This is a genomic window from Streptomyces sp. Ac-502 (genome assembly GCF_045222935.1).
Classification (GTDB): Bacteria; Actinomycetota; Actinomycetes; order Streptomycetales; family Streptomycetaceae; genus Streptomyces; species Streptomyces monomycini.
The window spans coordinates 4,522,897-4,548,339 of record NZ_JBHFFO010000001.1 but is presented as its reverse complement, the minus strand read 5'-3'; the positions used below and the strand labels follow the sequence as shown (position 1 = coordinate 4,548,339).

The 25,443-nt window shown below is 70.5% G+C and carries 26 protein-coding genes, 1 tRNA gene and 1 riboswitch; of the genes, 17 read left to right on the top strand and 10 right to left on the bottom strand.

Annotated features, from left to right (window positions below; translation table 11 throughout):
- The first annotated feature begins 36 nt into the window (after positions 1–36).
- A riboswitch (cyclic di-AMP (ydaO/yuaA leader) is annotated at positions 37–249 on the top strand.
- Between the two features lies 1 nt (position 250).
- The 5 genes from ACEXOX_RS20360 (at position 251) to ACEXOX_RS20340 (ending at position 4,881) form a co-directional block, all read left to right on the top strand.
- The gene (locus ACEXOX_RS20360) at positions 251–958 is read left to right on the top strand and encodes a transglycosylase family protein (protein ID WP_030021605.1); all 708 of its coding nucleotides are present in this window, start codon (positions 251–253) and stop codon (positions 956–958) included.
- A gap of 441 nt (positions 959–1,399) precedes the next feature.
- On the top strand, positions 1,400–2,686 hold the full coding sequence (gene eno / locus ACEXOX_RS20355; protein WP_030021607.1) for a phosphopyruvate hydratase: 1,287 nt from the start codon (positions 1,400–1,402) through the stop codon (positions 2,684–2,686).
- A gap of 154 nt (positions 2,687–2,840) precedes the next feature.
- The gene (locus ACEXOX_RS20350; RefSeq protein ID WP_030021608.1) at positions 2,841–3,290 is read left to right on the top strand and encodes a septum formation initiator family protein; all 450 of its coding nucleotides are present in this window, start codon (positions 2,841–2,843) and stop codon (positions 3,288–3,290) included.
- Positions 3,291–3,388: 98 nt separating this feature from the next.
- Complete coding sequence (locus tag ACEXOX_RS20345) at positions 3,389–3,943, top strand: DUF501 domain-containing protein (RefSeq protein ID WP_406526406.1); 555 nt, start codon at positions 3,389–3,391, stop codon at positions 3,941–3,943.
- Entirely contained in the window at positions 3,940–4,881 is a 942-nt protein-coding gene (locus ACEXOX_RS20340) for an exopolyphosphatase (protein WP_406522338.1), read from the top strand. Before ACEXOX_RS20345 ends, ACEXOX_RS20340 begins: the two co-directional genes overlap by 4 nt.
- A gap of 91 nt (positions 4,882–4,972) precedes the next feature.
- Here the strand turns inward: ACEXOX_RS20340 and ACEXOX_RS20335 are convergent, their stop codons facing one another.
- Positions 4,973–5,242, bottom strand: a complete 270-nt coding sequence (locus ACEXOX_RS20335) for a type II toxin-antitoxin system RelE/ParE family toxin (RefSeq protein WP_406522337.1) — start codon at positions 5,240–5,242, stop codon at positions 4,973–4,975.
- Positions 5,239–5,511 carry a type II toxin-antitoxin system Phd/YefM family antitoxin gene (locus ACEXOX_RS20330; RefSeq protein WP_406522335.1) on the bottom strand — a complete coding sequence of 91 codons (273 nt, stop codon included), beginning with the start codon at positions 5,509–5,511 and terminating at the stop codon, positions 5,239–5,241. The genes ACEXOX_RS20335 and ACEXOX_RS20330 overlap by 4 nt, the downstream gene beginning before the upstream one ends.
- 497 nt (positions 5,512–6,008) lie before the next feature.
- Here ACEXOX_RS20330 and ACEXOX_RS20325 point away from each other — a divergent pair, with 497 nt between their 5' ends.
- Positions 6,009–7,421 carry an NAD(P)/FAD-dependent oxidoreductase gene (locus ACEXOX_RS20325; RefSeq protein WP_406522333.1) on the top strand — a complete coding sequence of 471 codons (1,413 nt, stop codon included), beginning with the start codon at positions 6,009–6,011 and terminating at the stop codon, positions 7,419–7,421.
- Positions 7,422–7,644: 223 nt separating this feature from the next.
- Complete coding sequence (locus ACEXOX_RS20320) at positions 7,645–8,955, top strand: class I SAM-dependent methyltransferase (RefSeq protein ID WP_406522331.1); 1,311 nt, start codon at positions 7,645–7,647, stop codon at positions 8,953–8,955.
- Between the two features lie 74 nt (positions 8,956–9,029).
- Here the strand turns inward: ACEXOX_RS20320 and ACEXOX_RS20315 are convergent, their stop codons facing one another.
- Together ACEXOX_RS20315 and ACEXOX_RS20310 are read right to left on the bottom strand one after the other, a co-directional pair.
- Positions 9,030–11,570: an ABC transporter permease gene (locus tag ACEXOX_RS20315; protein WP_406522329.1), complete on the bottom strand. Its 2,541-nt coding sequence runs from the start codon at positions 11,568–11,570 to the stop codon at positions 9,030–9,032.
- Positions 11,571–11,616: 46 nt separating this feature from the next.
- Positions 11,617–12,396: an ABC transporter ATP-binding protein gene (locus tag ACEXOX_RS20310; protein WP_406522327.1), complete on the bottom strand. Its 780-nt coding sequence runs from the start codon at positions 12,394–12,396 to the stop codon at positions 11,617–11,619.
- Between the two features lie 437 nt (positions 12,397–12,833).
- Between ACEXOX_RS20310 and ACEXOX_RS20305 the strand changes: the two genes are divergently transcribed.
- Positions 12,834–12,915: transfer RNA gene (locus ACEXOX_RS20305), tRNA-Leu, on the top strand.
- A 221-nt stretch (positions 12,916–13,136) separates the two neighbouring features.
- On the opposite strand, the gene ACEXOX_RS20300 is transcribed toward ACEXOX_RS20305, so the two are convergent.
- Positions 13,137–13,772, bottom strand: coding sequence for an STAS domain-containing protein (locus tag ACEXOX_RS20300; RefSeq protein ID WP_406522325.1), 636 nt, complete (start codon positions 13,770–13,772; stop codon positions 13,137–13,139).
- A 332-nt stretch (positions 13,773–14,104) separates the two neighbouring features.
- On the opposite strand from ACEXOX_RS20300, the gene ACEXOX_RS20295 reads away from it, so the two are divergent.
- The 5 genes from ACEXOX_RS20295 (at position 14,105) to ACEXOX_RS20275 (ending at position 16,745) form a co-directional block, all read left to right on the top strand.
- Positions 14,105–14,395, top strand: a complete 291-nt coding sequence (locus ACEXOX_RS20295; protein WP_030021621.1) for a hypothetical protein — start codon at positions 14,105–14,107, stop codon at positions 14,393–14,395.
- Between the two features lie 348 nt (positions 14,396–14,743).
- Positions 14,744–15,145, top strand: a complete 402-nt coding sequence (locus ACEXOX_RS20290) for a rodlin (protein ID WP_031009423.1) — start codon at positions 14,744–14,746, stop codon at positions 15,143–15,145.
- A 283-nt stretch (positions 15,146–15,428) separates the two neighbouring features.
- On the top strand, positions 15,429–15,662 hold the full coding sequence (locus ACEXOX_RS20285) for a chaplin (RefSeq protein WP_406522322.1): 234 nt from the start codon (positions 15,429–15,431) through the stop codon (positions 15,660–15,662).
- A 235-nt stretch (positions 15,663–15,897) separates the two neighbouring features.
- Positions 15,898–16,206, top strand: coding sequence for a hypothetical protein (locus tag ACEXOX_RS20280; RefSeq protein WP_030021625.1), 309 nt, complete (start codon positions 15,898–15,900; stop codon positions 16,204–16,206).
- Positions 16,207–16,343: 137 nt separating this feature from the next.
- On the top strand, positions 16,344–16,745 hold the full coding sequence (locus ACEXOX_RS20275) for a rodlin (RefSeq protein ID WP_030021627.1): 402 nt from the start codon (positions 16,344–16,346) through the stop codon (positions 16,743–16,745).
- A gap of 106 nt (positions 16,746–16,851) precedes the next feature.
- Here the strand turns inward: ACEXOX_RS20275 and ACEXOX_RS20270 are convergent, their stop codons facing one another.
- A complete protein-coding gene (locus ACEXOX_RS20270; RefSeq protein WP_406522320.1) occupies positions 16,852–17,013 on the bottom strand; it encodes a hypothetical protein in 162 nt (53 codons plus the stop codon).
- Between the two features lie 225 nt (positions 17,014–17,238).
- On the opposite strand from ACEXOX_RS20270, the gene ACEXOX_RS20265 reads away from it, so the two are divergent.
- Together ACEXOX_RS20265 and ACEXOX_RS20260 are read left to right on the top strand one after the other, a co-directional pair.
- On the top strand, positions 17,239–17,637 hold the full coding sequence (locus ACEXOX_RS20265; protein ID WP_406522318.1) for a rodlin: 399 nt from the start codon (positions 17,239–17,241) through the stop codon (positions 17,635–17,637).
- Positions 17,638–17,893: 256 nt separating this feature from the next.
- Entirely contained in the window at positions 17,894–18,751 is an 858-nt protein-coding gene (locus ACEXOX_RS20260; protein ID WP_406522316.1) for a Bax inhibitor-1/YccA family protein, read from the top strand.
- Between the two features lie 110 nt (positions 18,752–18,861).
- On the opposite strand, the gene ACEXOX_RS20255 is transcribed toward ACEXOX_RS20260, so the two are convergent.
- The gene (locus tag ACEXOX_RS20255) at positions 18,862–19,089 is read right to left on the bottom strand and encodes a DUF4287 domain-containing protein (RefSeq protein WP_003984087.1); all 228 of its coding nucleotides are present in this window, start codon (positions 19,087–19,089) and stop codon (positions 18,862–18,864) included.
- A gap of 110 nt (positions 19,090–19,199) precedes the next feature.
- On the opposite strand from ACEXOX_RS20255, the gene ACEXOX_RS20250 reads away from it, so the two are divergent.
- Positions 19,200–19,595, top strand: a complete 396-nt coding sequence (locus tag ACEXOX_RS20250; RefSeq protein ID WP_406522313.1) for a hypothetical protein — start codon at positions 19,200–19,202, stop codon at positions 19,593–19,595.
- Here ACEXOX_RS20250 and ACEXOX_RS20245 read toward each other — a convergent pair.
- The 3 genes from ACEXOX_RS20245 to ACEXOX_RS20235 all read right to left on the bottom strand — a co-directional run bounded on the left by ACEXOX_RS20245 (position 19,579) and on the right by ACEXOX_RS20235 (position 23,576).
- The gene (locus tag ACEXOX_RS20245; protein WP_406522312.1) at positions 19,579–20,496 is read right to left on the bottom strand and encodes a hypothetical protein; all 918 of its coding nucleotides are present in this window, start codon (positions 20,494–20,496) and stop codon (positions 19,579–19,581) included. The genes ACEXOX_RS20250 and ACEXOX_RS20245 overlap by 17 nt on opposite strands.
- 416 nt (positions 20,497–20,912) lie before the next feature.
- Positions 20,913–22,133 (bottom strand): acetyl-CoA C-acetyltransferase, encoded by a 1,221-nt coding sequence (locus tag ACEXOX_RS20240; RefSeq protein ID WP_406522310.1) that lies wholly within the window; start codon positions 22,131–22,133, stop codon positions 20,913–20,915.
- A gap of 405 nt (positions 22,134–22,538) precedes the next feature.
- Positions 22,539–23,576, bottom strand: a complete 1,038-nt coding sequence (locus ACEXOX_RS20235) for an SGNH/GDSL hydrolase family protein (RefSeq protein WP_406522308.1) — start codon at positions 23,574–23,576, stop codon at positions 22,539–22,541.
- Between the two features lie 272 nt (positions 23,577–23,848).
- Between ACEXOX_RS20235 and ACEXOX_RS20230 the strand changes: the two genes are divergently transcribed.
- Positions 23,849–25,240, top strand: a complete 1,392-nt coding sequence (locus ACEXOX_RS20230) for a cystathionine beta-synthase (protein WP_406522307.1) — start codon at positions 23,849–23,851, stop codon at positions 25,238–25,240.
- Positions 25,241–25,443: the final 203 nt, after the last annotated feature.

The following is a 25,443-nucleotide window of genomic DNA, read 5'->3' as shown; positions in this document are numbered from 1 at the left end:
CTGTTTACCGTCTTCATCGCTCGCCAAAGCGGGCCCTTCGATCGCACGCCGAATCCTGCCGGTGGTCGGAGGTCACTCGACGCGAGAGCGCCGAAGGCAGGAGCGGGGGACCCAAGGTAAGCGCCGGCCCCGCCCGCGGAAGCGGGTCCAACCGGCTAGGGGTGAAGCCATGTGTGAAGCACACACGGCCGGGCAACTCACATGGCCCGAACCCGACAGCTCACCTCGCAGGCGTCGGTGAGGAACAACCATGCTGAACACCAAGGGCAAGCACCGTCGTCCCTCCAAGGCCGTCCGCGTCGCCACGCTGGCGGGCGTCGCCGGTGCCGCTGTGGCCGTCCCGCTGATGGGCGCCACCTCTGCCTCCGCCGCGGGCAACAACTGGGACGCCGTCGCCCAGTGCGAGTCCGGTGGCAACTGGTCGATCAACACCGGTAACGGCTACTACGGTGGCCTGCAGTTCTCGAACTCCAGCTGGGCCGCCGCCGGCGGTACCCAGTACGCCCCGCGCGCCGACCAGGCCAGCAAGAGCCAGCAGATCGCCGCGGCCGAGCGCCTGCTCGCCATCCAGGGCCCGGGCGCCTGGACCTGCGCCGGCGGCCACCTCGGCCAGGGCAACGCGAACGCCAAGGCCGACGGCGGCTCGTCGCACGGCAGCAGCTCGCACAAGTCGCACAAGACCTACAAGTCGCAGCGCTCCTACTCCGCCCCGCAGAACACCTCGCGCTCCGAGGCCCGCAAGCAGGGCGAGGAGCTGGCCCGCAAGACCCCGGCCCCGGCGCAGAAGTCCACGCCGAAGTCGAACCCCGAGGGCAACTACACCGTGAAGTCCGGTGACACCCTCGCCAAGATCGCCGCTTCCCACGGCAAGAACTGGAAGTCGGTCTACGCCAACAACAAGTCCGTCATCGGCGGCAACCCCAACCTGATCTTCCCGGGCCAGAAGCTGGCCGTCTGAGCCGGTCCGAGCCCTGAGAGATCCCGGGTGACCGTGGCACTCCGTACGTACGGCGGTACGTACGGGCTGCCCCGCCTCCCGGGGGCCGCTCATCCCGGGAATCCGCTCTTCCCGTGAGACTGCCCCGCCACGGCGCCTGTCCCCCGCAGGCGCCGCGGCGGGGCTTCTCCTTTCCCCGGCCACGAGCCGGCCCGGCCGTCCCGGCCTGGGGCCGCCCAGGGGCCGCCCAGGGCCCTGGAGGCCACCGTCCCGGCCGCCCCGCCGGGTCCGCCCCGCCCCCGTCCGCCGACTTCTCCCTTCAGCGAACAATGCACCCATACGTCCCGTGAACAGGGCCTTTGCGGGTGTATTCATCCCGAGGACCGGGCTGGCGGCGAGCGGAACCCCCGGAGGCCGTTAGGCTCGTGCTGCAGAACTCCAGACACCCATGAAGGAGACAACGTGCCGTCCATCGACGTCGTCGTAGCTCGCGAGATCCTCGACTCGCGAGGCAATCCCACGGTCGAGGTCGAGGTCGGCCTCGACGACGGCAGCACCGGCCGTGCCGCCGTCCCGTCCGGCGCCTCGACCGGCGCCTTCGAGGCCATCGAGCTGCGTGACGGTGACCCGGCCCGCTACCAGGGCAAGGGCGTGGAGAAGGCCGTCCTCGCGGTCATCGAGCAGATCGGCCCGGAGCTGGTCGGCTACGACGCCACCGAGCAGCGCCTGATCGACCAGGCCATGTTCGACCTGGACGCCACCGACAACAAGGGCTCGCTCGGCGCCAACGCCATCCTCGGCGTCTCCCTGGCCGTCGCGCACGCCGCCTCCGAGGCCAGCGACCTGCCGCTGTTCCGCTACCTCGGCGGCCCGAACGCCCACGTGCTGCCGGTCCCGATGATGAACATCCTGAACGGCGGCTCGCACGCCGACTCCAACGTGGACATCCAGGAGTTCATGATCGCCCCGATCGGCGCGGAGTCCTTCTCCGAGGCGCTGCGCTGGGGCACCGAGGTCTACCACACCCTCAAGAAGGTCCTGAAGGGCAAGGGCCTGGCCACCGGCCTGGGCGACGAGGGCGGCTTCGCCCCGAACCTGGGCTCCAACCGCGAGGCCCTGGACCTGATCCTCGAAGCGATCAAGGAAGCCGGTTACACCCCCGGCCAGGACATCGCGCTGGCGCTCGACGTCGCCGCCTCCGAGTTCTACAAGGACGGCGTCTACGAGTTCGAGGGCGAGCAGCGCACCGCCGAGCAGATGACCTCGTACTACGAGGAGCTCGTCGCCGCCTACCCGCTGGTCTCCATCGAGGACCCGCTGTTCGAGGACGACTGGGCCGGCTGGAACGTCATCACCGAGCGCCTGGGCTCCAAGGTGCAGCTGGTCGGCGACGACCTGTTCGTCACCAACCCGGAGCGCCTGGCCCGCGGCATCGAGGAGAACTCGGCCAACGCCCTGCTGGTCAAGGTCAACCAGATCGGCTCGCTGACCGAGACCCTGGACGCCGTCGAGCTGGCCCAGCGCAACGGCTTCAAGTGCATGATGTCGCACCGCTCCGGCGAGACCGAGGACGTCACCATCGCCGACCTGGCCGTCGCCACCAACTGCGGCCAGATCAAGACCGGCGCCCCGGCCCGCTCCGAGCGCGTCGCCAAGTACAACCAGCTGCTGCGCATCGAGGAGATCCTCGACGACGCGGCGGTCTACGCGGGCCGCTCCGCCTTCCCGCGGTTCCGCGTCGCGGACTGACACCGGCGCCGGCGAGAGCTGAGCCCCGCGGGCCGCGAACGGCCCCGGAAGCCGTGAATACGTACGTCCCCGGCAGCGGTCCCGTACCGTTGCCGGGGACGTACGTGCTGCGGGCCGGGCCTTCCGGGCCCGGTGGTGACCCAGGGGAGGCGACGTGTCCGCGGAACGGTTCTCCACCGCGACCCGGCTCAAGGCGCTCGGCGAACAGGCCGCCGCCCGGGTCCAGCGCGCCGGCCGGCCCCGCCGGGGCCGCCTGACCGGCCGTGCGGCGCTGCTCGCGCTGGTGCTGTGCTCCCTGGTCGTCGCCCTCGCCTACCCCACCCGGCAGTACATCTCGCAGCGCTCCGAGATCGCCGACCAGCGCCGCCAGGCCGCCGAGGCCCAGCTGCGCGCCGACGAGCTGCGCGACGAGAAGGCCCGCTGGCAGGACCCGGAGTACGTACGCCAGCAGGCGCGGCTGCATCTGCACTACGTCCGGCCCGGCGAGACCGGCTTCATCGTCCAGGACGGATCCGGCACGGGAAAGCGGCGCACCGGCCAGGCCGCCACCGAAGACCCCTGGTACGACAACATCTGGAACGGCCTGGACGCCGCCGACAAGTAGCCTGTGCGGGGCGCGCGCCCGGCCCGGCCCGCCGCACGGCGCCGCCGTCTCCACCACCGCCACGACCGAAAGCACCCACGTCCGTGTCTGAACACCTCATGCCCCCGCCGCAGACCGAGCGCACCGAGCCCACCGATGCGGACATCGCGGCCTTCAAGGAACAGCTCGGCCGCCCGCCCCGCGGCCTGCGCGCCATCGCGCACCGCTGCCCCTGCGGACAGCCGGACGTCGTCGAGACGGCCCCGCGCCTGGAGGACGGCACCCCCTTCCCCACGCTCTACTACCTCACCTGCCCGCGCGCGGCCTCCGCGATCGGCACGCTGGAGGCCAACGGCGTGATGAAGGAGATGACCGAGCGGCTGGCCACGGACCCGGAGCTGGCCGAGAAGTACCGGGCCGCCCACGAGGACTACATCCGCCGCCGGGACGCCATCGAGGAGCTGAGGAACTTCCCGAGCGCGGGCGGCATGCCCGACCGGGTCAAGTGCCTGCACGTCCTGGTCGGCCACTCGCTCGCGGCCGGCCCCGGCGTCAACCCGCTCGGCGACGAGGCGCTCGCGATGCTGCCGGCGTGGTGGCGCAAGGGCCCGTGCGTGACCCCCTGCACCGACAGCACGGACACCACCGAGGGCGAAGGAGACCCGACCGCATGAAGCGCGTAGCGGCCGTCGACTGCGGCACCAACTCCATCCGCCTGCTCATCGCCGACCTCGACCCGGCGACCGGTGAGCTGAAGGACCTGGACCGCCGGATGACGATCGTGCGCCTGGGCCAGGGCGTGGACCGTACCGGCCGGCTCGCCCCCGAGGCCCTGGAGCGCACCTTCGCGGCCTGCCGCGAGTACGCCGGGGCGATCCGGGAGCTGGGCGCCGAGACCGTCCGCTTCGTCGCCACCTCGGCCTCCCGCGACGCCGAGAACCGGGACGAATTCGTGCGCGGCGTGGTGGACATCCTGGGCGTCGAGCCCGAGGTGATCACCGGCGACCAGGAGGCGGAGTTCTCCTTCACCGGCGCCACCAAGGAGCTGACCGGCCGCACCGACCTCGCGAAGCCCTACCTGGTCGTCGACATCGGCGGCGGCTCCACCGAGTTCGTCCTCGGCTCCGAGACCGTCCAGGCCGCCCGCTCCGTGGACATCGGCTGCGTACGGATGAGCGAGCGGCACCTCGTACGGGACGGCGAGGTCATCGACCCGCCCGGTGACGAGCAGATCAGCGCCATACGGGCGGACATCGACCGCGCCCTGGACGAGGCCGCGCGGACCGTCCCCCTGGACCGGGCCGCCACCCTCGTCGGCCTGGCCGGCTCGGTGGTCACGATCGCCGCCATCGCCCTGGACCTGCCCGGCTACGACTCCGAGGCCATCCACCACACGCGCGTCCCGCTCTCCAAGGTCCGCGAGATCACCCACCACCTCCTGACCGCCACCCACGACCAGCGCGCCGCCATCCCCTCGATGCACCCGGGCCGCGTCGACGTCATCGGCGCGGGCGCCCTCGTCCTCCTGTCGGTCATGGAACGGGTGGGCGCGGACGAGGTCGTCGTCTCCGAACACGACATCCTGGACGGGATCGCCTGGAGCTGCGTGTAGCGCTCCGGGGGCGTGGCCGCCCGGTTTCCGGGCCGGCTGACCGACCGGACACGAAGGCCGCCCGGACACGGAAGCCCGGGCGGCCCGCTCGTCAGATGTTGCGGTAGACGTCGCGCCGGTCTCCGACCTTGACGACGAGGATGACGAGTTCGCCGTCCTCGACCAGGTAGGCGACCCGGTAGGTGCCGATGCGGAGCCGGTAGAGGCCCGATGGACCGGTCAGCTTCTTGACGTCGGCGTCTTCGCGGTACGGATCTTCGCCGAGCGCGGTCAGCGCGGCGAGGATGCGCATGGCGGCGGGCCGCTCGATGGCCCGCAACTGCCGCTGCGCCGCCGCGGTGAACCGGAACGCGTACTTCACGCCGCGTCTCGGCGGTTCTCGGTGAACAGGTCCGCCAGCAGTTCGGCCATGCTCACGGTCGGGCCGCCTTCGGTGAGGACTGCTTCCGCCTCTCGGGCGAGCAGGACATCGGCCGCTTCCTCCAGGGCGTCGAAGTCCGAGATCGGCACGACGGCCGCGACCGGCACGCCGTTGCGAGTGATCACTGTGGGCGTGCCCTGCTCGGCGCGGTTGATGTGGTCCGCGAGATGCGCGCGGGCTTCCCGTACGGTCACGGTGCTCTCAGCCATGCGTTCAGTGTACGCGCGCATGTGTACACCGTCGCGACTTCGGCTACCGCCCCTCCGTCTCGTGCGGCGGCGGCAGGGCCCGCCCCGGAGTCCGCGATCACCTCTCCGGGTCCCCGTCCAGGGCCGGAAGGGTCCCTTCAGGGAGCTCTCGGGCCCTCGTCGCGGAGAAAGTTCGTGAAACTCTTCACATGAAAAAAGGGCTCGCTGGCCGCGCAAACCGGGCAGCGGGCCCTACTTCCTGGGCCGTAGGTCCTCGGTGCCGCAAGAATGTGCGGTTTTCAGGGGTGTTAAAGACATGCTTACGTGCGGGGTGGTCCAGTCGTCCTGGAGGGCACAATCCCTGATCAACGGGGGTGTCCAACGCTCAGGGCGGTGCCTTGGTTCCCTTGTGGGGCTATGGCGTCGATCACGGGGCGGCGGAGTGTAGCAGACCCCTCCCACAACCTTGTGAAGGGGCTCACGAGGGGTGCTCCGAGTGGGGGTGGATACTCGATTGCATGAGCACCACGGAGCGTCCCAGGATCCTCGTTGTAGGCGGTGGGTACGTAGGTTTGTACGCGGCACGCCGCATCCTCAAGAAGATGCGGTACGGCGAGGCGACGGTCACGGTCGTCGACCCGCGCTCGTACATGACGTACCAGCCCTTCCTCCCTGAAGCTGCTGCCGGCAGCATCTCTCCCCGCCACGTCGTGGTGCCGCTGCGACGCGTGCTCCCGAAGGCGGAGGTCCTCACCGGCCGCGTCACCACCATCGACCAGGACCGCAAGGTCGCCACGATCTCGCCGCTGGTCGGCGAGGCGTACGAGCTGCCTTTCGACTACCTGGTCATCGCGATGGGCGCGGTCTCCCGTACCTTCCCGATCCCCGGCCTCGCCGAGAACGGCATCGGCATGAAGGGCATCGAGGAGGCCATCGGCCTGCGCAACCATGTCCTGGAGCAGCTGGACAAGGCCGACTCCACGACCGACGAAGAGGTCCGCCGCAAGGCGCTGACCTTCGTCTTCGTCGGCGGCGGCTTCGCCGGTGCGGAGACCGTCGGCGAGGTCGAGGACATGGCCCGCGACGCCGCGAAGTACTACAACAACGTCAAGCGCGAAGACATGCGCTTCCTGCTGGTCGACGTCGCCGACAAGATCCTCCCCGAGGTCGGTCCCAAGCTCGGCGCCTACGGCAAGGAGCACCTGGAGAGCCGCGGGGTCGAGGTCTACCTCGGCACCAGCACCAAGTCCTGCGTCGACGGCCACGTGGTGCTGAGCAACGACCTGGAGGTCGACTCCAACACCATCGTGTGGACCGCGGGCGTCAAGCCGAACCCGGCGCTCTCCCGCTTCGGTCTCCCGCTGGGCCCGCGCGGCCACGTGGACACCCAGGCCACCCTCCAGGTGCAGGGCACCGACTACATCTGGGCCGCGGGCGACAACGCCCAGGTCCCGGACCTGGTCGGCCGCAAGGCGGGCAACGAGAACGCCTGGTGCCCGCCGAACGCCCAGCACGCGCTGCGCCAGGCCAAGGTCCTCGGCGACAACGTGATCTCCGGCATGCGGGGCTTCCCGCAGAAGGAGTACAGCCACGCCAACAAGGGCGCGGTCGCGGGCCTGGGTCTGCACAAGGGCGTCGCGATGATCGTCCTGGGCAAGACCAAGATCAAGCTGAAGGGCCGGCTGGCCTGGTACATGCACCGCGCGTACCACGGCATGGCGATGCCGACCTTCAACCGCAAGATCCGCGTCTTCGCCGACTGGACCCTCGGCATGTTCCTCAAGCGCGAGATCACCTCGCTCGGCGCCATGGAGAACCCGCGCGAGGAGTTCTACGAGGCCGCCAAGCCGGCCCCGGCGCCCGCCGCCGCGGCCGACGACGCCCAAAGCAAGGCCAAGAGCGGCGACAAGGCGGAGGCCAAGGCCTCCTGACCTTCCGTCGGGAGTGACGTCCGGCAGCGGACGTCACCCGTACACCACCGCCGAAGGGGCGGCCGCCATCCGTGGTGCGGCCGCCCCTTCGGCGTATTCGTTGTGGCGGACCGTGGTCGTTTTGCTGTTCCCTTACGAACGAACGGGACTAGCGGGCGCCCGGACGGCGTTTACATGGTGGGTGAAACTGTCTTCGCCCTTCTCGAACACGGAGGTGTGCGACATGGCCGGCGCCGCTGGACGGCTCTCCAAGCTCGCCGAGGAGGTGCTGGGAGCCCCGCTCCCGGTGCGCATCCGCGCCTGGGACCGCAGCGAGTACGGCCCGCCGGGCGCACCCATCCTCGTCATCCGCCATCGCCGCGCCCTGCGCCGCCTCATGTTCAAGCCGGGGGAGTTGGGCCTCGCGCGCGCTTGGGTGGCTGGTGAGATCGATGTAGAGGGCGATCTGTACGAGGCGCTGGACCAGTTGTCGGGGATGGTGTGGGAGCGCGGTACGGCGGCGGACAAGCCGCAGCGTGCCGCCGCCCTGCGGGCCCTGGCCAGGCCGGAGATCCGCGCTGCCGTCCGCGACCTGGTGGCCTTGGCGGGCCTGCCCGTACCGCCCAAGCCGCCGGCCGAGGAGGCCCCCAAGAGCCACGGCCCGCTGCACACGCTGCGCCGCGACAAGGAGGCCATCAGCCACCACTACGACGTCGGCAACGACTTCTACGAGCTGGTGCTCGGCCCGTCCATGGTCTATTCGTGCGCCTACTGGGAGAGCCCCGACGCCACCCTGGAAGAGGCCCAGCGCGACAAGCTGGACCTGATCTGCCGCAAGCTGCGCCTGAAGGAGGGCGAGCGGCTGCTGGACGTCGGCTGCGGCTGGGGCTCGATGGCCCTGCACGCCGCCCGCGAGTACGGCGTACGGGTCGTCGGCATCACCCTCTCCGAGGAGCAGGCCACCTACGGCCGCAAGCGCGTCGCCGAGGCCGGCCTCGCCGACCGGATCGAGATCCGCGTCCAGGACTACCGCGAGGTCCACGACGAACCGTTCGACGCGATCTCCTCGATCGGCATGGCCGAGCACGTCGGCCGCGCCCGCTACGCCGAGTACGCCGCCGACCTGTACGCCCTCCTCAAGCCCGGCGGACGCCTGCTCAACCACCAGATCGCCCGCCGCCCGCTGGCGGACGAGGACGCCTACCGCGTCGACGAGTTCATCGACCGGTACGTCTTCCCGGACGGCGAGCTGGCCCCCGTCGGCCGCACCGTCGGGCAGCTGGAGGACGCCGGGTTCGAGGTGCGGGACGTGGAGGCGATCCGCGAGCACTACGCGCTGACGCTGCGCGCCTGGGTGGCCAACCTGGAGGCGCGCTGGACGGAGGCGGTGCGGCTGACGACACCGGGCCGGGCCCGGGTGTGGCGGCTGTACATGGCCGCCTCCGCCCTGTCCTTCGAGCGCAACCGGATCGGCGTCAACCAGGTGCTGGCGGTCCGCACGCCGGACTCCGGCGCCGCCGGGCTGCCGCTGCGGGCCCGGGAGTGGCGCGGCTGACGTACGGAAAGGGCCCCGGTGCCCGGGCCGCCGCGCGCGGTCCGGGCACCGGGGCCCCGTCGTGACGGCGTCCGCTACTCGGCCTTGATCGCCGCCAGCATGTTCAGCTTCGCGGCCCGGCGGGCCGGCCACAGCGCGGCCAGCATGCCGACCACCGCGGCGAGCGCCAGGAAGATGCCCAGCCGGTCCCACGGGAGCACCAGCTCGTAGGTGGACATCGAGCCGCCGATCAGCTCACCGGCGGCCCAGCCGAAGAAGACGCCCAGGCCGATGCCGAGGACCCCGCCGAACAGCGCGATCACCAGCGACTCCAGCCGCACCATCCGCTTGATGCCGGCCCGGTCCAGGCCGATCGCCCGCAGCATGCCGATCTCCTGCGACCGCTCGAAGACCGACATGGCCAGGGTGTTGACCACGCCGAGCACCGCGACGACCACGGCCATGGCGAGCAGCCCGTAGAGCATGTTCAGCATCAGGTTGATCATCTGGGCGATGCCCTCGGACACGTCCTTCTTGTCCTGCACGGAGATCGCCGGGTTCTTGCCGAGCGTCTCGGTCAGGGAGTCCTTGGCGGCCTCGCTCGCGCCGCCCTTCGTCTTGACCATCACCCGCGCGTCGGTGGGGTGCTTCTGGTGCGGGGCGAGCACGGAGGTGTCGAGCAGGATGCCCTGAAGCATGTCGTTGCCCTCGAAGACACCGGAGACGGTGAGCCGGCCCTTCTTGCCGTCCTCGAAGGTCGTCTCGAAGGACGAGCCGACCTGCCAGCCGTGCTGCTTCGCGGTGCCGCTGTCGACGACCGCCCGGTGGGAGCCCGGCGTGCCGAGCCCGTCGAAGGAGCCCGCGGTGAACTTCAGGTTCGTCAGCTCGCCGATCGCCTTGCCGTCGACGCCGGTCAGGGACTCGGCCTCGCCGCCGATCCGGGCGGGGGCGTTGCGCAGCGGGCTGGAGGCGGTGACCTGCGGGTCGGCCGCCAGCTTCGCCGCGACGTCGGGGGAGAGCGGGCCCATGGTGGCCATGCCGACGACGTAGTCCGCCTTCAGGGCGTCGGTCGCCATCTTGTCGACGCCCTTCTGGACACTGCCCGCGATCACGGTCAGGCCGGTGACCAGGGTGAGCCCGATCATCAGGGCGGAGGCCGTGGCGGCCGTACGGCGCGGGTTGCGCACCGCGTTCTGCCGGGCCAGCTTGCCCGAGATGCCGAACGCGCGGAGGACGGGCGCGGCGGCCGCGATCATCGGGCGGGACAGCAGCGGGGTCAGCACGAAGACACCGATCAGGAGCAGCCCGGCGCCGAGCGCCATCAGCCCCTTGCCGTCGGCGCCGATCGCGGTGGCGCCCAGGACGCAGGCGATGCCCGCGCCGGCCAGGACGGCGCCGATGGCGTTGCGCACCACCAGGGACTTCGTGCTCGCCGCCGCGTGCACGCTGTTCATCGCGGCGACCGGCGGGATCTTCGCGGCGCGGCGGCCCGGCAGCCAGGCGGCGAGCACCGTGACCACGGTGCCGACCAGCAGCGAGACGACGACGGTGGAGGGGGCGACGACCAGCGGGCCCTCCGGGACGGTGCCGAGGGCGCCGGTGAGCGCCCGCAGCCCGGCGCCGATGCCGATACCGGCCAGCAGGCCGGTGACGGCGGCCACCGCGCCGACCACGAACGCCTCGATCAGCACCGAGCGGGTGACCTGGCGGCGGCTGGCGCCGACCGCGCGCATCAGGGCCAGTTCCTTGGTGCGCTGGGCGACCAGCATGGTGAAGGTGTTGGCGATGATGAAGATGCCGACGAACAGCGCGATACCGGCGAAGGCCAGCAGGCCGGTCTTCATGCTGTCCATGCTCTTGGCGATCATCTCGGCCTGGTCGTCGGCCAGCTTCTTGCCGGTGACGGACTCGGCGGTGTCCGGCAGCACCTTGTCGACCGCCGCCTTCAGCGCGTCCTGGGACGTGCCGGGCGCGGCCTCGACGTCGATCTCGCTGAACTCGCCGGGCGCGGCGAACAGCTTCTGCGCCGTCGCGGTGTCGAAGAGCGCCAGGCTGCCGCCGGAGGAGACCGCGCCGTCGTCGGTGGTGAAGATACCGGAGACCTTCGCCTCGCGGACCGGGCCGTCGACGGACAGCCGTACGGTGTCGCCGACCTTGTAGCCGGTCTTCTGGGCGGTCCCGGAGTCCAGCGCGACCTCGTGCGCGCCCTTGGGGGCGGTGCCGGACGTCATCGGGAAGCGGGCGTCCTTGCCGTCCGCGCCGGGGTAGTAGTTGCGGCCGCGGGAGCTGGTGCCGTTGCCGGCCAGCTTGCCCTTCTTGTCGGCGATGGCGGTGAACCCGTCGACGGTGCCGGTGGCGCCGGCCGCGCCGGGCACCTTGCCGGCCTGGTCGAGGAGTGCCTGGCTCAGCCCGGGGGCCTTGCCGGGCCTGGCGTCGGCGGCGTCCGAGCGGTGCGGCTGGACGGCCACGTCGACGCCGTCGAAGCCCTTCTGCGAACTCTTCTGCGTGGCGTCGGAGAGGGTGGAGGTGAAGACCAGGGTGCCGGAGACGAAGGCCACGCCGAGCATGACGGCGAGGACGGTCATCAGCAGCCGGGCCTTGTGCGCGAGCACGTTGCGCAAGGCGGTACGGAACATGGTGGGTCCTGGGGGAGTGAGGCGGTGAGCTGGCTGCTGGTACCGGTCAGCTGACGCGGCCCCTGGCGTCGAAGCCCTTCATGCGCTCCAGGACCCGGTCGGCGGTCGGGTCGGCCATGTCGTCGACGATGCGGCCGTCGGCGAGGAAGATCACCCGGTCCGCGTAGGCCGCCGCCACCGGGTCGTGGGTCACCATCACCACGGTCTGCCCCAGTTCCCGTACGGAGTTGCGCAGGAAGCCGAGCACCTCGGCGCCGGAGCGGGAGTCGAGGTTGCCGGTCGGCTCGTCGGCGAAGATGATCTCCGGCTGGGAGGCCAGCGCGCGGGCCACCGCGACGCGCTGCTGCTGGCCGCCGGAGAGCTGCGCGGGCCGGTGCTTGAGCCGCCCGGACAGGCCGACCGTCTGGACGACCTGGTCCAGCCACTGCCGGTCGGGCTTGCGGCCCGCGATATCCATGGGCAGCGTGATGTTCTCCAGCGCGGTGAGCGTGGGCAGCAGGTTGAACGCCTGGAAGATGAAGCCGATCTTGTCGCGGCGCAGCTGGGTGAGCTTCTTGTCCTTCAGGCCGTTCAGCTCGGTGCTGCCGATCAGGGCCGAGCCGGACGATATGGCGTCCAGTCCGGCCATGCAGTGCATGAGGGTGGACTTGCCGGACCCGGAGGGGCCCATGATCGCGGTGAACTCGGCCTGCCGGAAGTCCACGGACACCTGGTCCAGCGCGACCACCTGGGTCTCGCCCTGTCCGTAGACCTTGGTGAGATCCGTGGCGCGTGCGGCCACCGTGGCGCGGGTGGCGGGGGGAACGCCGGTGTGGGTGGTGCTCACGGAAAGAGACTCCTGTCGAATGTCGGGATTGTGGAGGGCCGGGTGGACGCGGCTTTTCCATCGTGGGGGAGACGTGGGCACGCCAACGTCACCCCCTGAGCCCGTCCTGAGGGAGCCCTGGGGCGTACCACGGACCCGGCCGGTCATCCCTGGGTATGACGGAGACCCCGAGAGGTGACGACAGGGCCGAGGGGGCGGAAGGGCGCTCGCGGGGGCGCGCGTGCGGCATCGAGTTTCCGTCAATCCGGACACGGCCGACGGCAGGCGCCGGAGCGGCGGGGGTGGGCCGCAGGCATGTGCCGAAGGCCCGTACCAGCCGCTGATGACCCCTCAGTTGCCAATAAAATAAGACAACCTCGGGAAGACGGGCCCCTGTTCGGCGGGCACTGCGGGCTAGGCTCGTGCTGCCCCCTTTGAGGTGGCATGGGGGAGCCCAGGCCCGGATGGTGGAATGCAGACACGGCGAGCTTAAACCTCGCTGGCCTTCGGGCCGTGCCGGTTCAAGTCCGGCTCCGGGCACAGTACGGCACAGCCCGGTTGACCTGGGGGAACGCTGATCAGGTAGCGCTGCGCGCGGCCACCGTGGGAGCACGGCGGGAGCACGTGGCGCTATCGCGCGTGGACGGCGGACGCGGCCGCGGGGACGTGTGCCGCCGGACGTTATCCGCCGTCGGGCGGGGGTCGATGGCGGTGTCCGAAGCGGAGGTTGACGGTCCGGACGTCCCCCGCCCGCCGGACGGTTACGGGGCGGTGCTGCCCCGGCCGTCGCGTTGCGTCGGTCCCTGGCCGTGAGAGCGGTACGCGTCCGTGGCGCGGGACTTGGTGCCGTGCCCGCTCCCGTCGATCCCGTTCCCGCGGTGGTCGCTCGCATTCCCGCGGTTGTCGCCCGCGACGTTCTCGCTGTTCTCGGCAGCGCCGTTCCGGCCGCTCCTGCTGTCGTCGCTGTCGCCTTCGCCGTCGCTGCCGTCACCGTCCGCGGGCGTCGTTCCGCCGGGGGGCCAGGCCGGGCGGATCTCCTCGGGGACGGCGGCCAGCGCGTGACCGACGGTCGGGAAGCAGGCCAGCGCGTCCACGGCCCGGGTGACCAGGAGGACGTGCAGGACGCGGACGCCCAGGGAGGCGAGCAGCAGGCGGCCGTTCATCCGCCGGCACAGCCACTCCAGGGCGAGCAGGCAGTTCAGGCCGCGGGAGTCACAGAACCGCAGCGCGGTCAGGTCCAGCACCAGGAACCGGTGCCCGGCCGCGATCACGGCCCCCGACTCGTCCAGGAACTGCCGCTCCGCGTGCACGTCCAGTTCCCCGGCCACCCGGAGCACCGCGCATTCCTCGGCGTCGACGACTGTGGTGATCGTCAGGTGCCGCCTGCCTTGGGCCATCGCTCCTCCACGTGTGCGCCCGGACCGGCCGGGCTCCCGGGGCGCGTCCCCGCTCCCGTCCAGTGTGCCGGGCGGCGCTCCGTTCCCCGGCGCCGGCACGGGGCGTGCCCGCGGCGCGCGGGCGCCGGGCCCGCGGGCCGGTCCCGCATTCGGCGCACCGCACGAATGCGTGTCGCCGTGGATAGCGCAAGCATTTCCACGGGGGAAACGCTGGTGCTGCAAATGGTCGCACTTCGGACCCGAACAGATATATCACATGGCAGCGCGTGTTCGATCACATACGGCCGCGGTAGACATCCCGTGTCACATTTCTGCGCACGAGGAGAGAAAGCATGCGCAAGTTCATCGGTCGTACCGCGGGCTCGTTCGCCATCGCCGCCCTTGCCGTCGTCCCGCTCTCGGGCCTGGCCTCCGCCGCGTCGTGGGACGACGCGCCGCGCCTCAGCGCCGGCAACAACTGCGGTGCCAAGTACGGCAAGTTCCACTGTGACCGGGTGCACAAGGAGCACAACGAGTACAACGACAACAAGGCGTACACGTACAACGACAACGACACGTACAAGTTCAAGTACAAGAAGAACGTGACCAAGGTCGGCCTGGCGATCGGCAACGTCGAGCAGTGAGCCGGCTTCCGCGGGACGGGCGGCTCTTGGGCCCGCCCACCCGCTGAGACCAGGAAAGGCCCCGCGTGTCGCGGGGCCTTTCTCTGTGCGGCGGGATTATGACAGCCGGGGCGGGGAATGGCGCGGTGGGCGGAGCCGATGACGGTTTCGCTCATTTTCGCGATTTCGATGACGGCCGCCCGGCGTCGGGGGCTTTTGATTGGCGCATGCGCACCCGGGCGGGCGATGGCGCGGTGATATGTGTCTACGGTTTCGTGGCATTCGGGTGAACCGGCGAAACTGAACTGGCGGACGCGAGTTGTCCAGGACGCTCCGGAAACGGACACTCCGCTTCGAGAAGGGTGAATCGTGATCAAGAAGTTCCTGGCCGCGACGGCCGTAGCTGCGTCCGTCGTCGGCGTCTCGGCCATGGCAGCTCCGCAGGCCATGGCTGTCGGTGACGGTCGCGGCACGTCGACGGCCAACGGCAACGGCGCGGGGCAGGCGTTCGGCAACGCCAACACCGAGGGTGACATGTCCCCCCAGCTGAGCCTGATCGAAGGCACGCTCAACAAGCCCTGCATCGGCATCCCGATCGAGAACATCCAGAACATCGTGGCCCTGGTCAACATCGGCGTCCAGGACATCCTGTCCTCGGACCAGCACCAGCAGTGTGTCGAGAACTCGACCGAGTCGCAGGGCGACCAGGCGCTGTCGCACATCATCGACAAGCTCCCGCTGCTGTCCGAGAACGGCGTCAACAACAGCTGAGCCGGTCTGCCGTAAAAGGCCCGGGGCGTCGGTTCTCTCCTCCTGAACGACTCGGGCCTTTGCGCTTTAAAAAAGCGCATGCAGTCCCCGCATTACCCACTCTTCTATCTGTGCCGCGCTGAACCATTCGGGCGATTCCTCGTGAAAATCGACTTCGCAGGAGTTTCGTCGGCGCGGACGAATCGTTACACATATTGGTAGCGGTGTTACGGGCGATCTAGAGGGCGCCCGTGCGGCACGAAGGACGTGACCGTTTCAGACTCCGCTGCGGAAAGGGCTGAAAGTGAAGTACGCGAAGGTTGCCGCAGTCGCTGCTGGAACGCTCATGGCGGCCGGAGCCGCCACTCCGGCGTTCGCCGACGCGGGTACCTCGGGCGCCGCCCAGAACTCCCCCGGCGTCCTCTCCGGCAACGTTCTCCAGATTCCGGTCCACATCCCGATCAACCTCTGTGGGAACTCGATCGACATCATCGGTCTGCTGAACCCGGCGTTCGGCAACACCTGCGTCAACGACTGACGCACCGCGTCGAACGGGTAGCAGTGGATGGAGCGAAAGGCCCCGGCGCGCCAGCCAAGCGTGCCGGGGCCCTTCGCGTCGGAGGGGGCCGGGAAGTGGTGAAACGGATGGGTTTCTCTTTCGGGCCGACATCGATGAACACCGAAAAAGCGGTGGTCCGGAGAGAGCCGGGGAGGCCGCGCGGTGTATTCGGCCGCGGCGGTCGCCAGCACCGCTCAGGAAAGGACAGCGGAAAGTGAAGTACGCGAAGACGGCCGCGTTTCTGGCCGGTTCCGTCATGGCTCTGGGAGCGGCGTCCCCCGTTTTCGCCGGTGCACCGGGGCAGGTGCCGAGTTTCAGCCTGAACGGTGGTCTTGCGGACGCCCTGAAGAACAAGCAGCTGGACGGCCGGCAGCTCGACCCGGTGGTCCGGACCGTCGAGAACACCTCCAGCGATCTGCAGAGTTCCACTGCCACGAAGAAGCTGCTGAACACCGTCGGGGATGTCACTCAGAAGACGCCGGGGCTCAGGGGCGTCGAGGTGGCCAAGCCGGCCCGTAAGTAAGGCCCGGCCCGCGGTACAACTGTGCCGCTCAGTTGTACGCGAAATCATTTGAGTGATGGAGCACAACCAAGCTCGTCACACCGAGTTGTGCACACTGCCCCCGGGTAAAGAGCATCCCGAAACGCGAAGGATCACATATGATCAACAAGGCGCTGGCAACAGTGGCCACGGCTGCTTCCATTGTCGGTATCGCGGCCGCCACCGCCCCAGAAGCATCGGCCGTCGGAGACCACCGCAAGGTCACCACGGTCAATGGCAACGGCGCGGCCCAGACGTACGGCAACTTCTCCACGATGGGGAACATGAGCCCGCAGTTCGCGCTCATCCAGGGCTCCTTCAACAAGCCCTGCATCGCGGTGCCCATCGACAATGTGCAGAACGTCGTGGGCCTGGTCAACGTGGGTGTGCAGGACCTGCTGTCCTCGGACCAGAAGCAGCAGTGTGTCGAGAACTCGACCCAGGTCCAGGGCGACGGGCCGCTGTCGCACCTCATCGACAAGCTGCCGGTCCTCTCCGTCAACGGCACCAACAACCAGTGACGGGTGCCGTCGCCGCGTGACCGGGGTGAGGGCCCGCGCTGTCGCCGTCCGGCGGCGCGGGCCCTTTTCCCTGCGGTGTTTTCCCGGGGCGGGTGCGCGTGCCGAGTCAGCCGCGCTCGTCCGGCTGTTCCAGCAGAGCTCTGCGCAGACTCATCAGCGCTTCCAGATCGGCGACCCGGGCAAAGCGGCCGAGCAGGGTGTCGACGCCGGCGTCGTCGCCGCGGCGCACCGCCGCGACGATTTCTTCTTTCACGCGCATCGCGTCCACGGGGGCGACCATCCGGTAAACCTTGTCCTTTCGCTGTTCGGCGGGAGCGGGAGAATCGTCCCCGGAACGTGCTGCCGAAAGCCCACACGGAAGAGTGGCATTCCGTCCGGCGAACTGGAATGTCGATCTGTTCGGGTGATGATGCGCAACTTTCTCGGCCGTACCGGGTTGTTGCTTACAGGGCTCCCTTCGTCATGGGAGTTCATTTCCTGAAGGGGTTTCGAGATGAACAAGATGATGGCGGGCGTGGCGGTTGCCGCGTCTCTGGTCGGTATCTCCGCGGCGGCGGCTCCGCAGGCCATGGCGGTGGGGGACGGCCGCAGTACGGGAACGGCCAACGGCAATCACTCGGCGCAGGCGTTCGGCAACGGCGGCACCGAGGGCGACATGAGCCCGGACGCCACGCTCATCGGTGACTCGCTGAACAAGCTGTGCATCGGCATCCCGGTCGTGAACATCCAGAACATCGTGGCCCTGGTCAACATCGGCGTGCAGGACATCCTGTCCTCGGACCAGTACCAGGAGTGTGTCGAGAGCTCGACCGAGTCCCAGCAGGACCAGGCACTGTCGCACATCATCGACAAGCTGCCGCTCCTCTCCCAGAACGGCGTCAACAACGAGTGACCCGTCCGGCGGCCGCCACCGGCCGCCGAAACCCGTTGAGGGACCGCACGCCACCCGCGTACGGTCCCTCAACGGCGTCCGGGCACCTTCTCGGCCTCCCGTACGTCCTACGGACGTGATCCACCAGGGGAATCGTCCCCGTGCGGGATTGATCACCCGAAGTTGCGGTGAAGATCCTGCTCAAGAACTAGAACGTGCTTTTGCCAAGCCATTACCCTTGTGGGAAGGCCGCGCACGGCGGCCATGGAGGAGTGAGATGAGGAGCAGCAACCCGGTCTTCTCGCGACGGGGGTTCAGCCGCGACAACAACGGCTACGCGGGCTTCGACGCGCCGCCGCAGGCCGGGGCCGCAGCGAACCCTTACGCCGGGACGAACCCGTACGCCCAGGGCGGCAACCCGTACGCCCAGGATGCCGCGCCGGGAACCCAGACACCGCAGTACGCGCCGCAGACCCGTCGGATGACGATGGACGACGTCCTGCTGCGTACCGGCATGACGCTCGGCACCGTGATCGCCGGTGCCGCGGTCGGCTGGATCTTCCTGACCAAGAGCCTCGGCTTCGCCGTCGGCGCCGGTCTGATCGCGATGGTGCTGGCGTTCGTCCAGTCCTTCAAGCGCAAGCCCTCGCCGGCCCTGATCCTGACCTACGCCGCGTTCGAGGGCCTGTTCCTCGGCGCGCTCAGCGGCGCGATCAACGACATCCCGAAGTTCAGCGGCGCACCCATGCAGGCGGTGATGGGCACCATGGCGGTCTTCGTCGCCATGCTCGTCGCCTACAAGACCCGCATCGTGCGGGTCACCGCCCGCTTCACGCGCTACCTGATGATCGCGCTGCTCGGCTTCGTGCTGCTGTCGTTCGTCAACGTGCTGTTCATGGCCTTCGGCGGCGGTGACGGCCTCGGCTTCCGCAGCGGCGGCCTGGGCATCCTGTTCGGCGTCGTCGGCGTCGTGCTCGGCGCGCTGTGCCTGGCGATGGACTTCAAGCAGGTCGAGGACGGCATCGCGTACGGCGCTCCGCGCGAGGAGTCCTGGCTGGCCGCGTTCGGCCTGACCGTGACGCTGGCGTGGATCTACATGGAGCTGCTGCGGCTGATCTCGATCCTCCGGGACTGAGGCGGAGCACCGCGGCGGGCCACGCCCGTCGCGGTGACCCGGCCGGTGACCTGACGAAGGGCCCGTGGGTGTTCCCACGGGCCCTTCGCCATGTCTCTCGGCGGGCACGGCTAAAGCTTGCGCGCGGCGCGCCTGAGGTCGTATTCGTGGACGATCGCCTTGGCGTGCCCGTAAGCGAGGTTGTGCTCGCCCCGGAGCCAGCTGACCTTCTCCTCGAAGCGGAAGAGAGCGGGGCCTTCATCCACCGTGCGAAGCCAGTCGGAGACTTCGCGGCCGGTGCAGTGGGGGATGCGGGAGAGCAGGTTCCGGTGGGTCTCTTCGGAGAAGAGTTGAGACATCGGCGCCTCCGGACGCGTTCGATGCTGGTCCTTCAGCCCACCGTGCCTGACCGTTGGGGTGTTGGCAACCACCCGGGAGTGGCGCATAAGCTCGGCCTGTGCTTGACGTAATGCCTTTGCAGACTGCCGTGGAAGCCCTCGCCGACCGCCTGCGGGCGCTGCCGCAGAGCGTCCTGGCGCGCGGCGCGGCGGCCGAAGCGCTGGCCTTGGCCCGTGAGTTGGCGGTGCGGGCGCAGCACGTCGAGGAGCCGGGACGGGAGCCCCGGGAGATCCCGGACGCCGGGATGTTCGCGGTCGGTGACCAAGTGGCGGTGGCCGGGCACGACTTGGTGGAGGCGGTACGCGCCGCCGGCGACGAGCGCGCGCTGGCGGCGGCGGTGGAACTGGTGCGGGGGCCTCGGCGCGCTGCTGAGCCCTCCGGGGAACGGCTGCTTCCGGCCGGATCCTCCGGCGCGGGCAGGGCGTTTGCCGGCGCGGGCAGGCCGATTTTCAGAGGGACGCGATGACGCGGTCCGCGAGGATGTAGACGTTGTCGGTGGTGGCGGGGCCCCAGGAGAAGGTCAGGGCGTAGGCGCCGGAGATGCCGGAGCCGCCCAGGAGGACGGGGGCGCTGCCCGCGCGGAGGGCCGCGGCGACGCGCTCGGCGGTCTCGCGGTGGCCGGGCGTCATGCAGATCGTGGTGCCGTCGGTGAAGACGTAGACGTCCAGGGTGCCGAGCGGTCCGGGGCGGACGTCCGCGAGCGGGGTGCGGTCGCGGGCCAGCTCCTCCAGACGGCCGACGGTGCGCTCGTGGTCACCGACGGCGGGAGCCGGGGTGAAGTCCGGGTGCGAGGGGTGGCGCCGGCGCGCGGCGGCCAGCTCGGCGGACTCCGTCTCCTCGGTGGCCTCGCTCTCCAGCGCCTCCACCTCCAGCGCCTCCAGGGCGCCCGGCCCGTCGGCGGCGTGCGGCGCGTCCGGGCCGAGCAGCGGCTCCAGCCCGGCGAGGTCCGCCTGCCGGGGCAGGAAGTACACGTCGTCGAGGCGCTCGTGCGGGTCGAAGTGGTCGATGCCGCCGTCCAGCGGGCCCATCAGGGACGGGGCGTCGGCGGCGTCCCTGGCCTCCTGGGCGGCCCAGAAGGCGCGCGCCTCGGCGAGTTCGCGCTCCCGCTCCTCGGCCAGCGCGTCGGCGACGGCGGCCCGTATGTCGGCGAGCGCGTGCCCCGCGTCCGGGGTGGTGCGGGCGGCGGGGATGCTCGGCGCGGCGGACTGCGCGCGTGCCTCGGCGCGGGCGTCCGCGTACGCGGCGAGGAGCTCGGCGCGCAACCCGGTGACCTGGCGGCGCAGCGCGTGGGCGGTGTACAGGGCGGCCGCTCCCAGGGCCACGGCGACCGCCGCGGCCAGCAGCAGGGCAAGAGTGATGGCGCTCACTGACGTACTCCCATTAGCAGAATGTCCCCCGACTTCCTACATCAGGCTGCCGGTCGTCGGCGACCGGGCCCAGTGCCGCAGGTCCTCGACCGGACGGGGATTCGGTCCTGGTGCGTTCGGGTGACACCTTGCTGACCTGCGAGAACGTGGTCCCGTGGGGGGTTTGGTCACAATCCTGGGGGCGATTTGATCGCGATCTCGTCAACCGGTGACCCAGCTCACCGACGGTCGCTCTGTGTACGTCAGTTGGGACGCAGGGTGCGGGTGTGGCGCCGATGGGGGACGTACGGGCACGGACGGTCGCGGAAGCGGGCCGCGTCCGGGGGGCGGCGGGCCGTGCCTGACCGTCGGCCGGGCGCCGTCCGTACCGTCGGCCGGGCGCCGTCCGCCGTGGACGGCGCCCCGCCGGCCGGGGGTCAGCTCAGGCGCTCGACGACCATGGCCATGCCCTGGCCGCCGCCCACGCACATCGTCTCCAGGCCGAACTGCTTGTCGTGCCACTGGAGAGAGTTGATCAGGGTGGTGGTGATACGGGCGCCGGTCATCCCGAAGGGGTGGCCCACGGCGATCGCGCCGCCGTTGACGTTCAGCCGGTCCAGGTCGATGCCGAGGTCCCGGTACGAGGGGATCACCTGGGCGGCGAACGCCTCGTTGATCTCCACCAGGTCGATGTCGGAGATCCCCAGGCCCGCGCGGCGCAGGGCCTGCTTGGACGCCTCGACCGGGCCGAGGCCCATGATCTCCGGCGACAGGCCGCTGACGCCGGTGGAGACGATCCGCGCGAGCGGCGTCAGGCCCAGCTCGCGGGCCTTGGTGTCGGACATGATCACGAGGGCCGCGGCGCCGTCGTTGAGCGGGCAGCAGTTGCCCGCCGTCACCAGGCCGTCGGGGCGGAAGACCGGCTTGAGGCCCTGTACGCCTTCGAGGGTGACGCCCGCGCGCGGGCCGTCGTCCTTGCTGACGACCGTGCCGTCCGGCGTGGTCACCGGCGTGATCTCGCGCTCCCAGAACCCGTTCTCGATCGCCTGCTCGGCGAGGTTCTGGGACCGTACGCCGAACTCGTCCATGTCCTGGCGGGTGACGCCCTTGGCGCGGGCCAGGTTCTCCGCGGTCTGCCCCATCGCGATGTACGGGTCGGGGAGCAGGCCGTCCGCGCGCGGGTCGTGCCAGTCGGCGCCCTCCTGCTCGGCGCGGGCGGCGGTGCGCGCCTCGGCGTCCGCGAACAGCGGGTTGTGGGTCTCGGGCATCCCGTCCGAGGTGCCCTTCACGGAGCGCGAGACGGTCTCCACGCCGGCCGAGATGAAGACGTCGCCCTCGCCCGCCTTGATGGCGTGCAGCGCCATCCGGGTCGTCTGGAGGGAGGACGAGCAGTAGCGGGTGACCGTACAGCCGGGCAGGTGGTCCATGCCCATCTGTACGGCGACGATCCGGCCCAGGTTGTGCCCCTGCTCGCCGCCGGGCAGGCCGCAGCCGAGCATCAGGTCGTCGATGTCCTCCGGGTCGAGCGCGGGGACCTTGGCGAGGGCGGCCTGGATGATGCCGGCGGTCAGGTCGTCCGGCCGTACGTCCTTCAGGGAGCCCTTGAAGGCGCGGCCGATCGGGGAGCGGGCGGTCGAAACGATCACGGCTTCGGGCATGACGGCTCCAGGGGAAGGACTGGCAGGGCTGAGGGGGAAGTTACCCGGCCGTAGGGCGGAGGTCACGCGGTAGCGCTTGTGATGCGGAACTCTTTTCTAAGCGGGTGCTTATCGCTGCGCTTGGCTGCGGTGGATGGGGGTGCGGCGTAGGTGTGTCTGCGGGCACGGTGCGCCTGCGGCGGGCGTCCTCAAGCGCCGGACGGGCTGATTTCGCTTCGCTCGTCCTCAAGCGCCGGACGGGCTGGTTTCGCTTTGCTCGTGCTCAAGCGCCGGACGGGCTGGGTTTGCTTCGCTCGTCCTCGAACGTCGGGCGGGCTGGTTTCGCTTTGCTCGTGTTCAAGGGCCGGGCCGGCCGGTTTTGCCGTCCCGGGCGTTTTCGTCTTGCTCGTCCGGGAGCTTCCCCGCTCAGCGCTGGGAGGTGCCCCGGGACGGGCTGGTCCTCTCTGCGGCCTCCGTCGGTTCCGGTGTGGGGATCTGCCGCCGCCTGCGGTGTTTGAGCAGAGCCCAGGGGGCGCGGGTGGCGGTGACTTCGGTGCCGCCCTCGTCCGCGGCCTGGGCTGCGGCCTCGGCCACCGGGAGGATGCCTTCGCGGCGGTACGGCTCCGGGTGCTCCTCCTCGGGCCAGAGGCCGAGTGCGGCGCAGAGGGTGGGCAGGACGGCCATCGCGGCAGTGGCGTAGCCCTCGGCGGAGGGGTGGTAGTTGTCGGGGCCGAACAGTTCGCGGGGGTGCGCCTCGAACTCGGGGCCCAGCAGGTCGCCGAGGGAGACCGTACGGGCGCCGTGCGCCACCACCCCTATGGTCTGCGCGGCGGCCAGCTGCCGGGACAGGCGGCGGGCGACCCAGCGCAGCGGCTGGTAGACCGGCTCGATGGTGCCCAGGTCGGGGCAGGTGCCGACGACCACGGCGCAGCCCGCCTCGCGCAGCCGGCGGACCGCGTCGGACAGCAGGCGCACCGAGCGGGCCGGTGGCATCCGGTGGGTGACGTCGTTGGCGCCGATCATGATGACGACGACGTCGGGCGCCGGTCCCGGCCCCGCCAGGACGAGCGTGACCTGCCGGTCGAGGTCGTCGGACTGGGCGCCGGGCAGCGCCACGTTGTGCAGGTCGACCGGCAGCTCCGCGACGGCGGCGAGGCCGGAGGCGAGCAGCGCGCCCGGGGTCTGGCGGGGGCGGTGGACGCCCTGTCCGGCGGCCGTGGAGTCGCCGAGGAAGCCCAGGCGCAGCGCCGGCCGGTCGGTGCGGTGGGCGAAGGCGGAGCCGTAGCGGCCGTCCGCGCAGGGCGGCTGGGTGCTGGAGCCGCCGACCGTACGGCGGGCGAGGCGGACCTCGGTCAGCAGCAGGCCGACACCGGCCACGCCGAGCAGACCGATCCCGCCGCCGCCCACCGCGGCGGCGGCGGCGATCCGCCGTGCCACCCTCGCCCTGGACATCGTCATCGGCATAGGCCGGGCACCTCCCCGTGCAGTGCGTGCGAAAACGTACGGAATGTCGTGCGGAGTGACGGGCGGACGGAGTCGGAGCGGCGGGCGGAGTCGGTGGCGGAGGCGGGCCGCGGGGCCCGGGGCGGGTCGTCGTGGTGGCGGCGGCGAGAAGTGCCGTACCAAGGTGGTGCCCCGTCGGGCGGGCCGTGCAACGCGCGGCGACTCCATGAGGGGCGGGCAATAGGCTGGTCGGATGGGCGCAGGACAGCGCGCCCCCGACAGCGGAGACCACCGTGCAGTTTTACGAATCCATGATCGAGCTCGTCGGCAACACCCCGCTGGTGAAGCTCAGGAACGTCACCCGAGGGATCCGGGCGACCGTCCTGGTGAAGGTCGAGTACTTCAACCCGGGCGGCTCCGTGAAGGACCGGATCGCCGTACGGATGATCGAGGCCGCCGAGAAGTCCGGTGAGCTGAAGCCGGGCGGCACCATCGTGGAGCCGACCTCGGGAAACACCGGAGTGGGCCTGGCGATCGTGGCCCAGCAGAAGGGCTACAAGTGCATCTTCGTCTGCCCGGACAAGGTGTCCACCGACAAGATCAACGTGCTGCGGGCGTACGGCGCCGAGGTCGTGGTCTGCCCGACGGCGGTGGACCCGGAGCACCCGGACTCGTACTACAACGTCTCGGACCGGCTGGTCCGTGAGACGCCGGGCGCCTGGAAGCCGGACCAGTACAGCAACCCGAACAACCCGCGTTCGCACTACGAGACGACCGGTCCCGAGCTGTGGGAACAGACCGAGGGAAAGATCACTCACTTCGTCGCGGGCGTCGGCACCGGCGGCACCATCAGCGGCACCGGCCGCTACCTGAAGGAGGCCAGCGAGGGCCGGGTCAAGGTCGTCGGCGCCGACCCGGAGGGCTCGGTCTACAGCGGCGGCTCGGGCCGTCCGTACCTGATCGAGGGCGTCGGTGAGGACTTCTGGCCGAGCGCCTACGACCGTACGGTCGCCGACGAGATCGTGCCGGTCTCGGACAAGGACGCCTTCCAGATGACCCGGCGCCTGGCCAAGGAGGAGGGCCTGCTGGTCGGCGGCTCCTGCGGCATGGCGGTCGTGGCGGGCCTGGAGGTCGCCGAGCGGCTCGGTGAGGACGACGTGGTGGTGGTCCTGCTGCCGGACAGCGGCCGCGGCTACCTCAGCAAGATCTTCAACGACGAGTGGATGGCGGACTACGGCTTCCTGGAGGACGCCGGTCCCGCGGCGCGCGTCGGCGACGTGCTGCGGCACAAGGAGGGCGCGCTGCCCTCGCTGGTCCACATGCACCCGGAGGAGACGGTCGGCGAGGCCATCGACGTGCTGCGCGAGTACGGCGTCTCGCAGATGCCGATCGTCAAGCCGGGCGCCGGGCACCCCGACGTGATGGCGGCGGAGGTCGTCGGCTCGGTCGTGGAGCGCGAGCTGCTGGACGCGCTGTTCGCGCAGCGCGCGTCGCTCTCCGACCCGCTGGAGAAGCACCTGTGCCCGCCGCTGCCGCAGGTCGGCTCGGGCGAGCCGGTCGGTGACCTGATGGCGGTCCTGGAGAAGGCGGACGCGGCGATCGTGCTCGTCGAGGGCAAGCCGACGGGCGTGGTGAGCCGGCAGGACCTGCTCGCCTTCCTGGCGCGGGAGGCCAAGCAGGCGTAACACGGGGTCGCCGGGGAGCCCGGGACGGGCGGTGCGCGGCGCCGAGGACAGCCGGCGTCAAGCGGCCGTCAGGAAACGGGCGGAGACCGCAAGGGCTACGTATGCGTCACGCGCCCGCAGCACGGGCTTAACACAGGCCCGGCACAGTGGTGACGGTGGCGATACGGACTTCCGGAGCGGCTCCCGGACCTTCCGCAGATCGC

Bases quoted from the DNA above. Each gene is read 5' to 3' on its own strand.
- ACEXOX_RS20265 (WP_406522318.1), top strand. From the start codon at position 17,239: ATGAACAAGATGATGGCGGGCGTGGCGGTTGCCGCGTCTCTGGTCGGT.
- ACEXOX_RS20255 (WP_003984087.1), bottom strand. From the start codon at position 19,089: ATGTCTCAACTCTTCTCCGAAGAGACCCACCGGAACCTGCTCTCCCGC.
- ACEXOX_RS20340 (WP_406522338.1), top strand. From the start codon at position 3,940: ATGAAGCGCGTAGCGGCCGTCGACTGCGGCACCAACTCCATCCGCCTG.
- ACEXOX_RS20325 (WP_406522333.1), top strand. From the start codon at position 6,009: ATGAGCACCACGGAGCGTCCCAGGATCCTCGTTGTAGGCGGTGGGTAC.
- ACEXOX_RS20360 (WP_030021605.1), top strand. From the start codon at position 251: ATGCTGAACACCAAGGGCAAGCACCGTCGTCCCTCCAAGGCCGTCCGC.
- ACEXOX_RS20295 (WP_030021621.1), top strand. From the start codon at position 14,105: ATGCGCAAGTTCATCGGTCGTACCGCGGGCTCGTTCGCCATCGCCGCC.
- ACEXOX_RS20345 (WP_406526406.1), top strand. From the start codon at position 3,389: ATGCCCCCGCCGCAGACCGAGCGCACCGAGCCCACCGATGCGGACATC.
- ACEXOX_RS20330 (WP_406522335.1), bottom strand. From the start codon at position 5,511: ATGGCTGAGAGCACCGTGACCGTACGGGAAGCCCGCGCGCATCTCGCG.
- ACEXOX_RS20275 (WP_030021627.1), top strand. From the start codon at position 16,344: ATGATCAACAAGGCGCTGGCAACAGTGGCCACGGCTGCTTCCATTGTC.
- ACEXOX_RS20240 (WP_406522310.1), bottom strand. From the start codon at position 22,133: ATGCCCGAAGCCGTGATCGTTTCGACCGCCCGCTCCCCGATCGGCCGC.
- ACEXOX_RS20300 (WP_406522325.1), bottom strand. From the start codon at position 13,772: ATGGCCCAAGGCAGGCGGCACCTGACGATCACCACAGTCGTCGACGCC.
- ACEXOX_RS20320 (WP_406522331.1), top strand. From the start codon at position 7,645: ATGGCCGGCGCCGCTGGACGGCTCTCCAAGCTCGCCGAGGAGGTGCTG.
- ACEXOX_RS20235 (WP_406522308.1), bottom strand. From the start codon at position 23,576: ATGCCGATGACGATGTCCAGGGCGAGGGTGGCACGGCGGATCGCCGCC.
- ACEXOX_RS20250 (WP_406522313.1), top strand. From the start codon at position 19,200: ATGCCTTTGCAGACTGCCGTGGAAGCCCTCGCCGACCGCCTGCGGGCG.
- ACEXOX_RS20260 (WP_406522316.1), top strand. From the start codon at position 17,894: ATGAGGAGCAGCAACCCGGTCTTCTCGCGACGGGGGTTCAGCCGCGAC.
- ACEXOX_RS20315 (WP_406522329.1), bottom strand. From the start codon at position 11,570: ATGTTCCGTACCGCCTTGCGCAACGTGCTCGCGCACAAGGCCCGGCTG.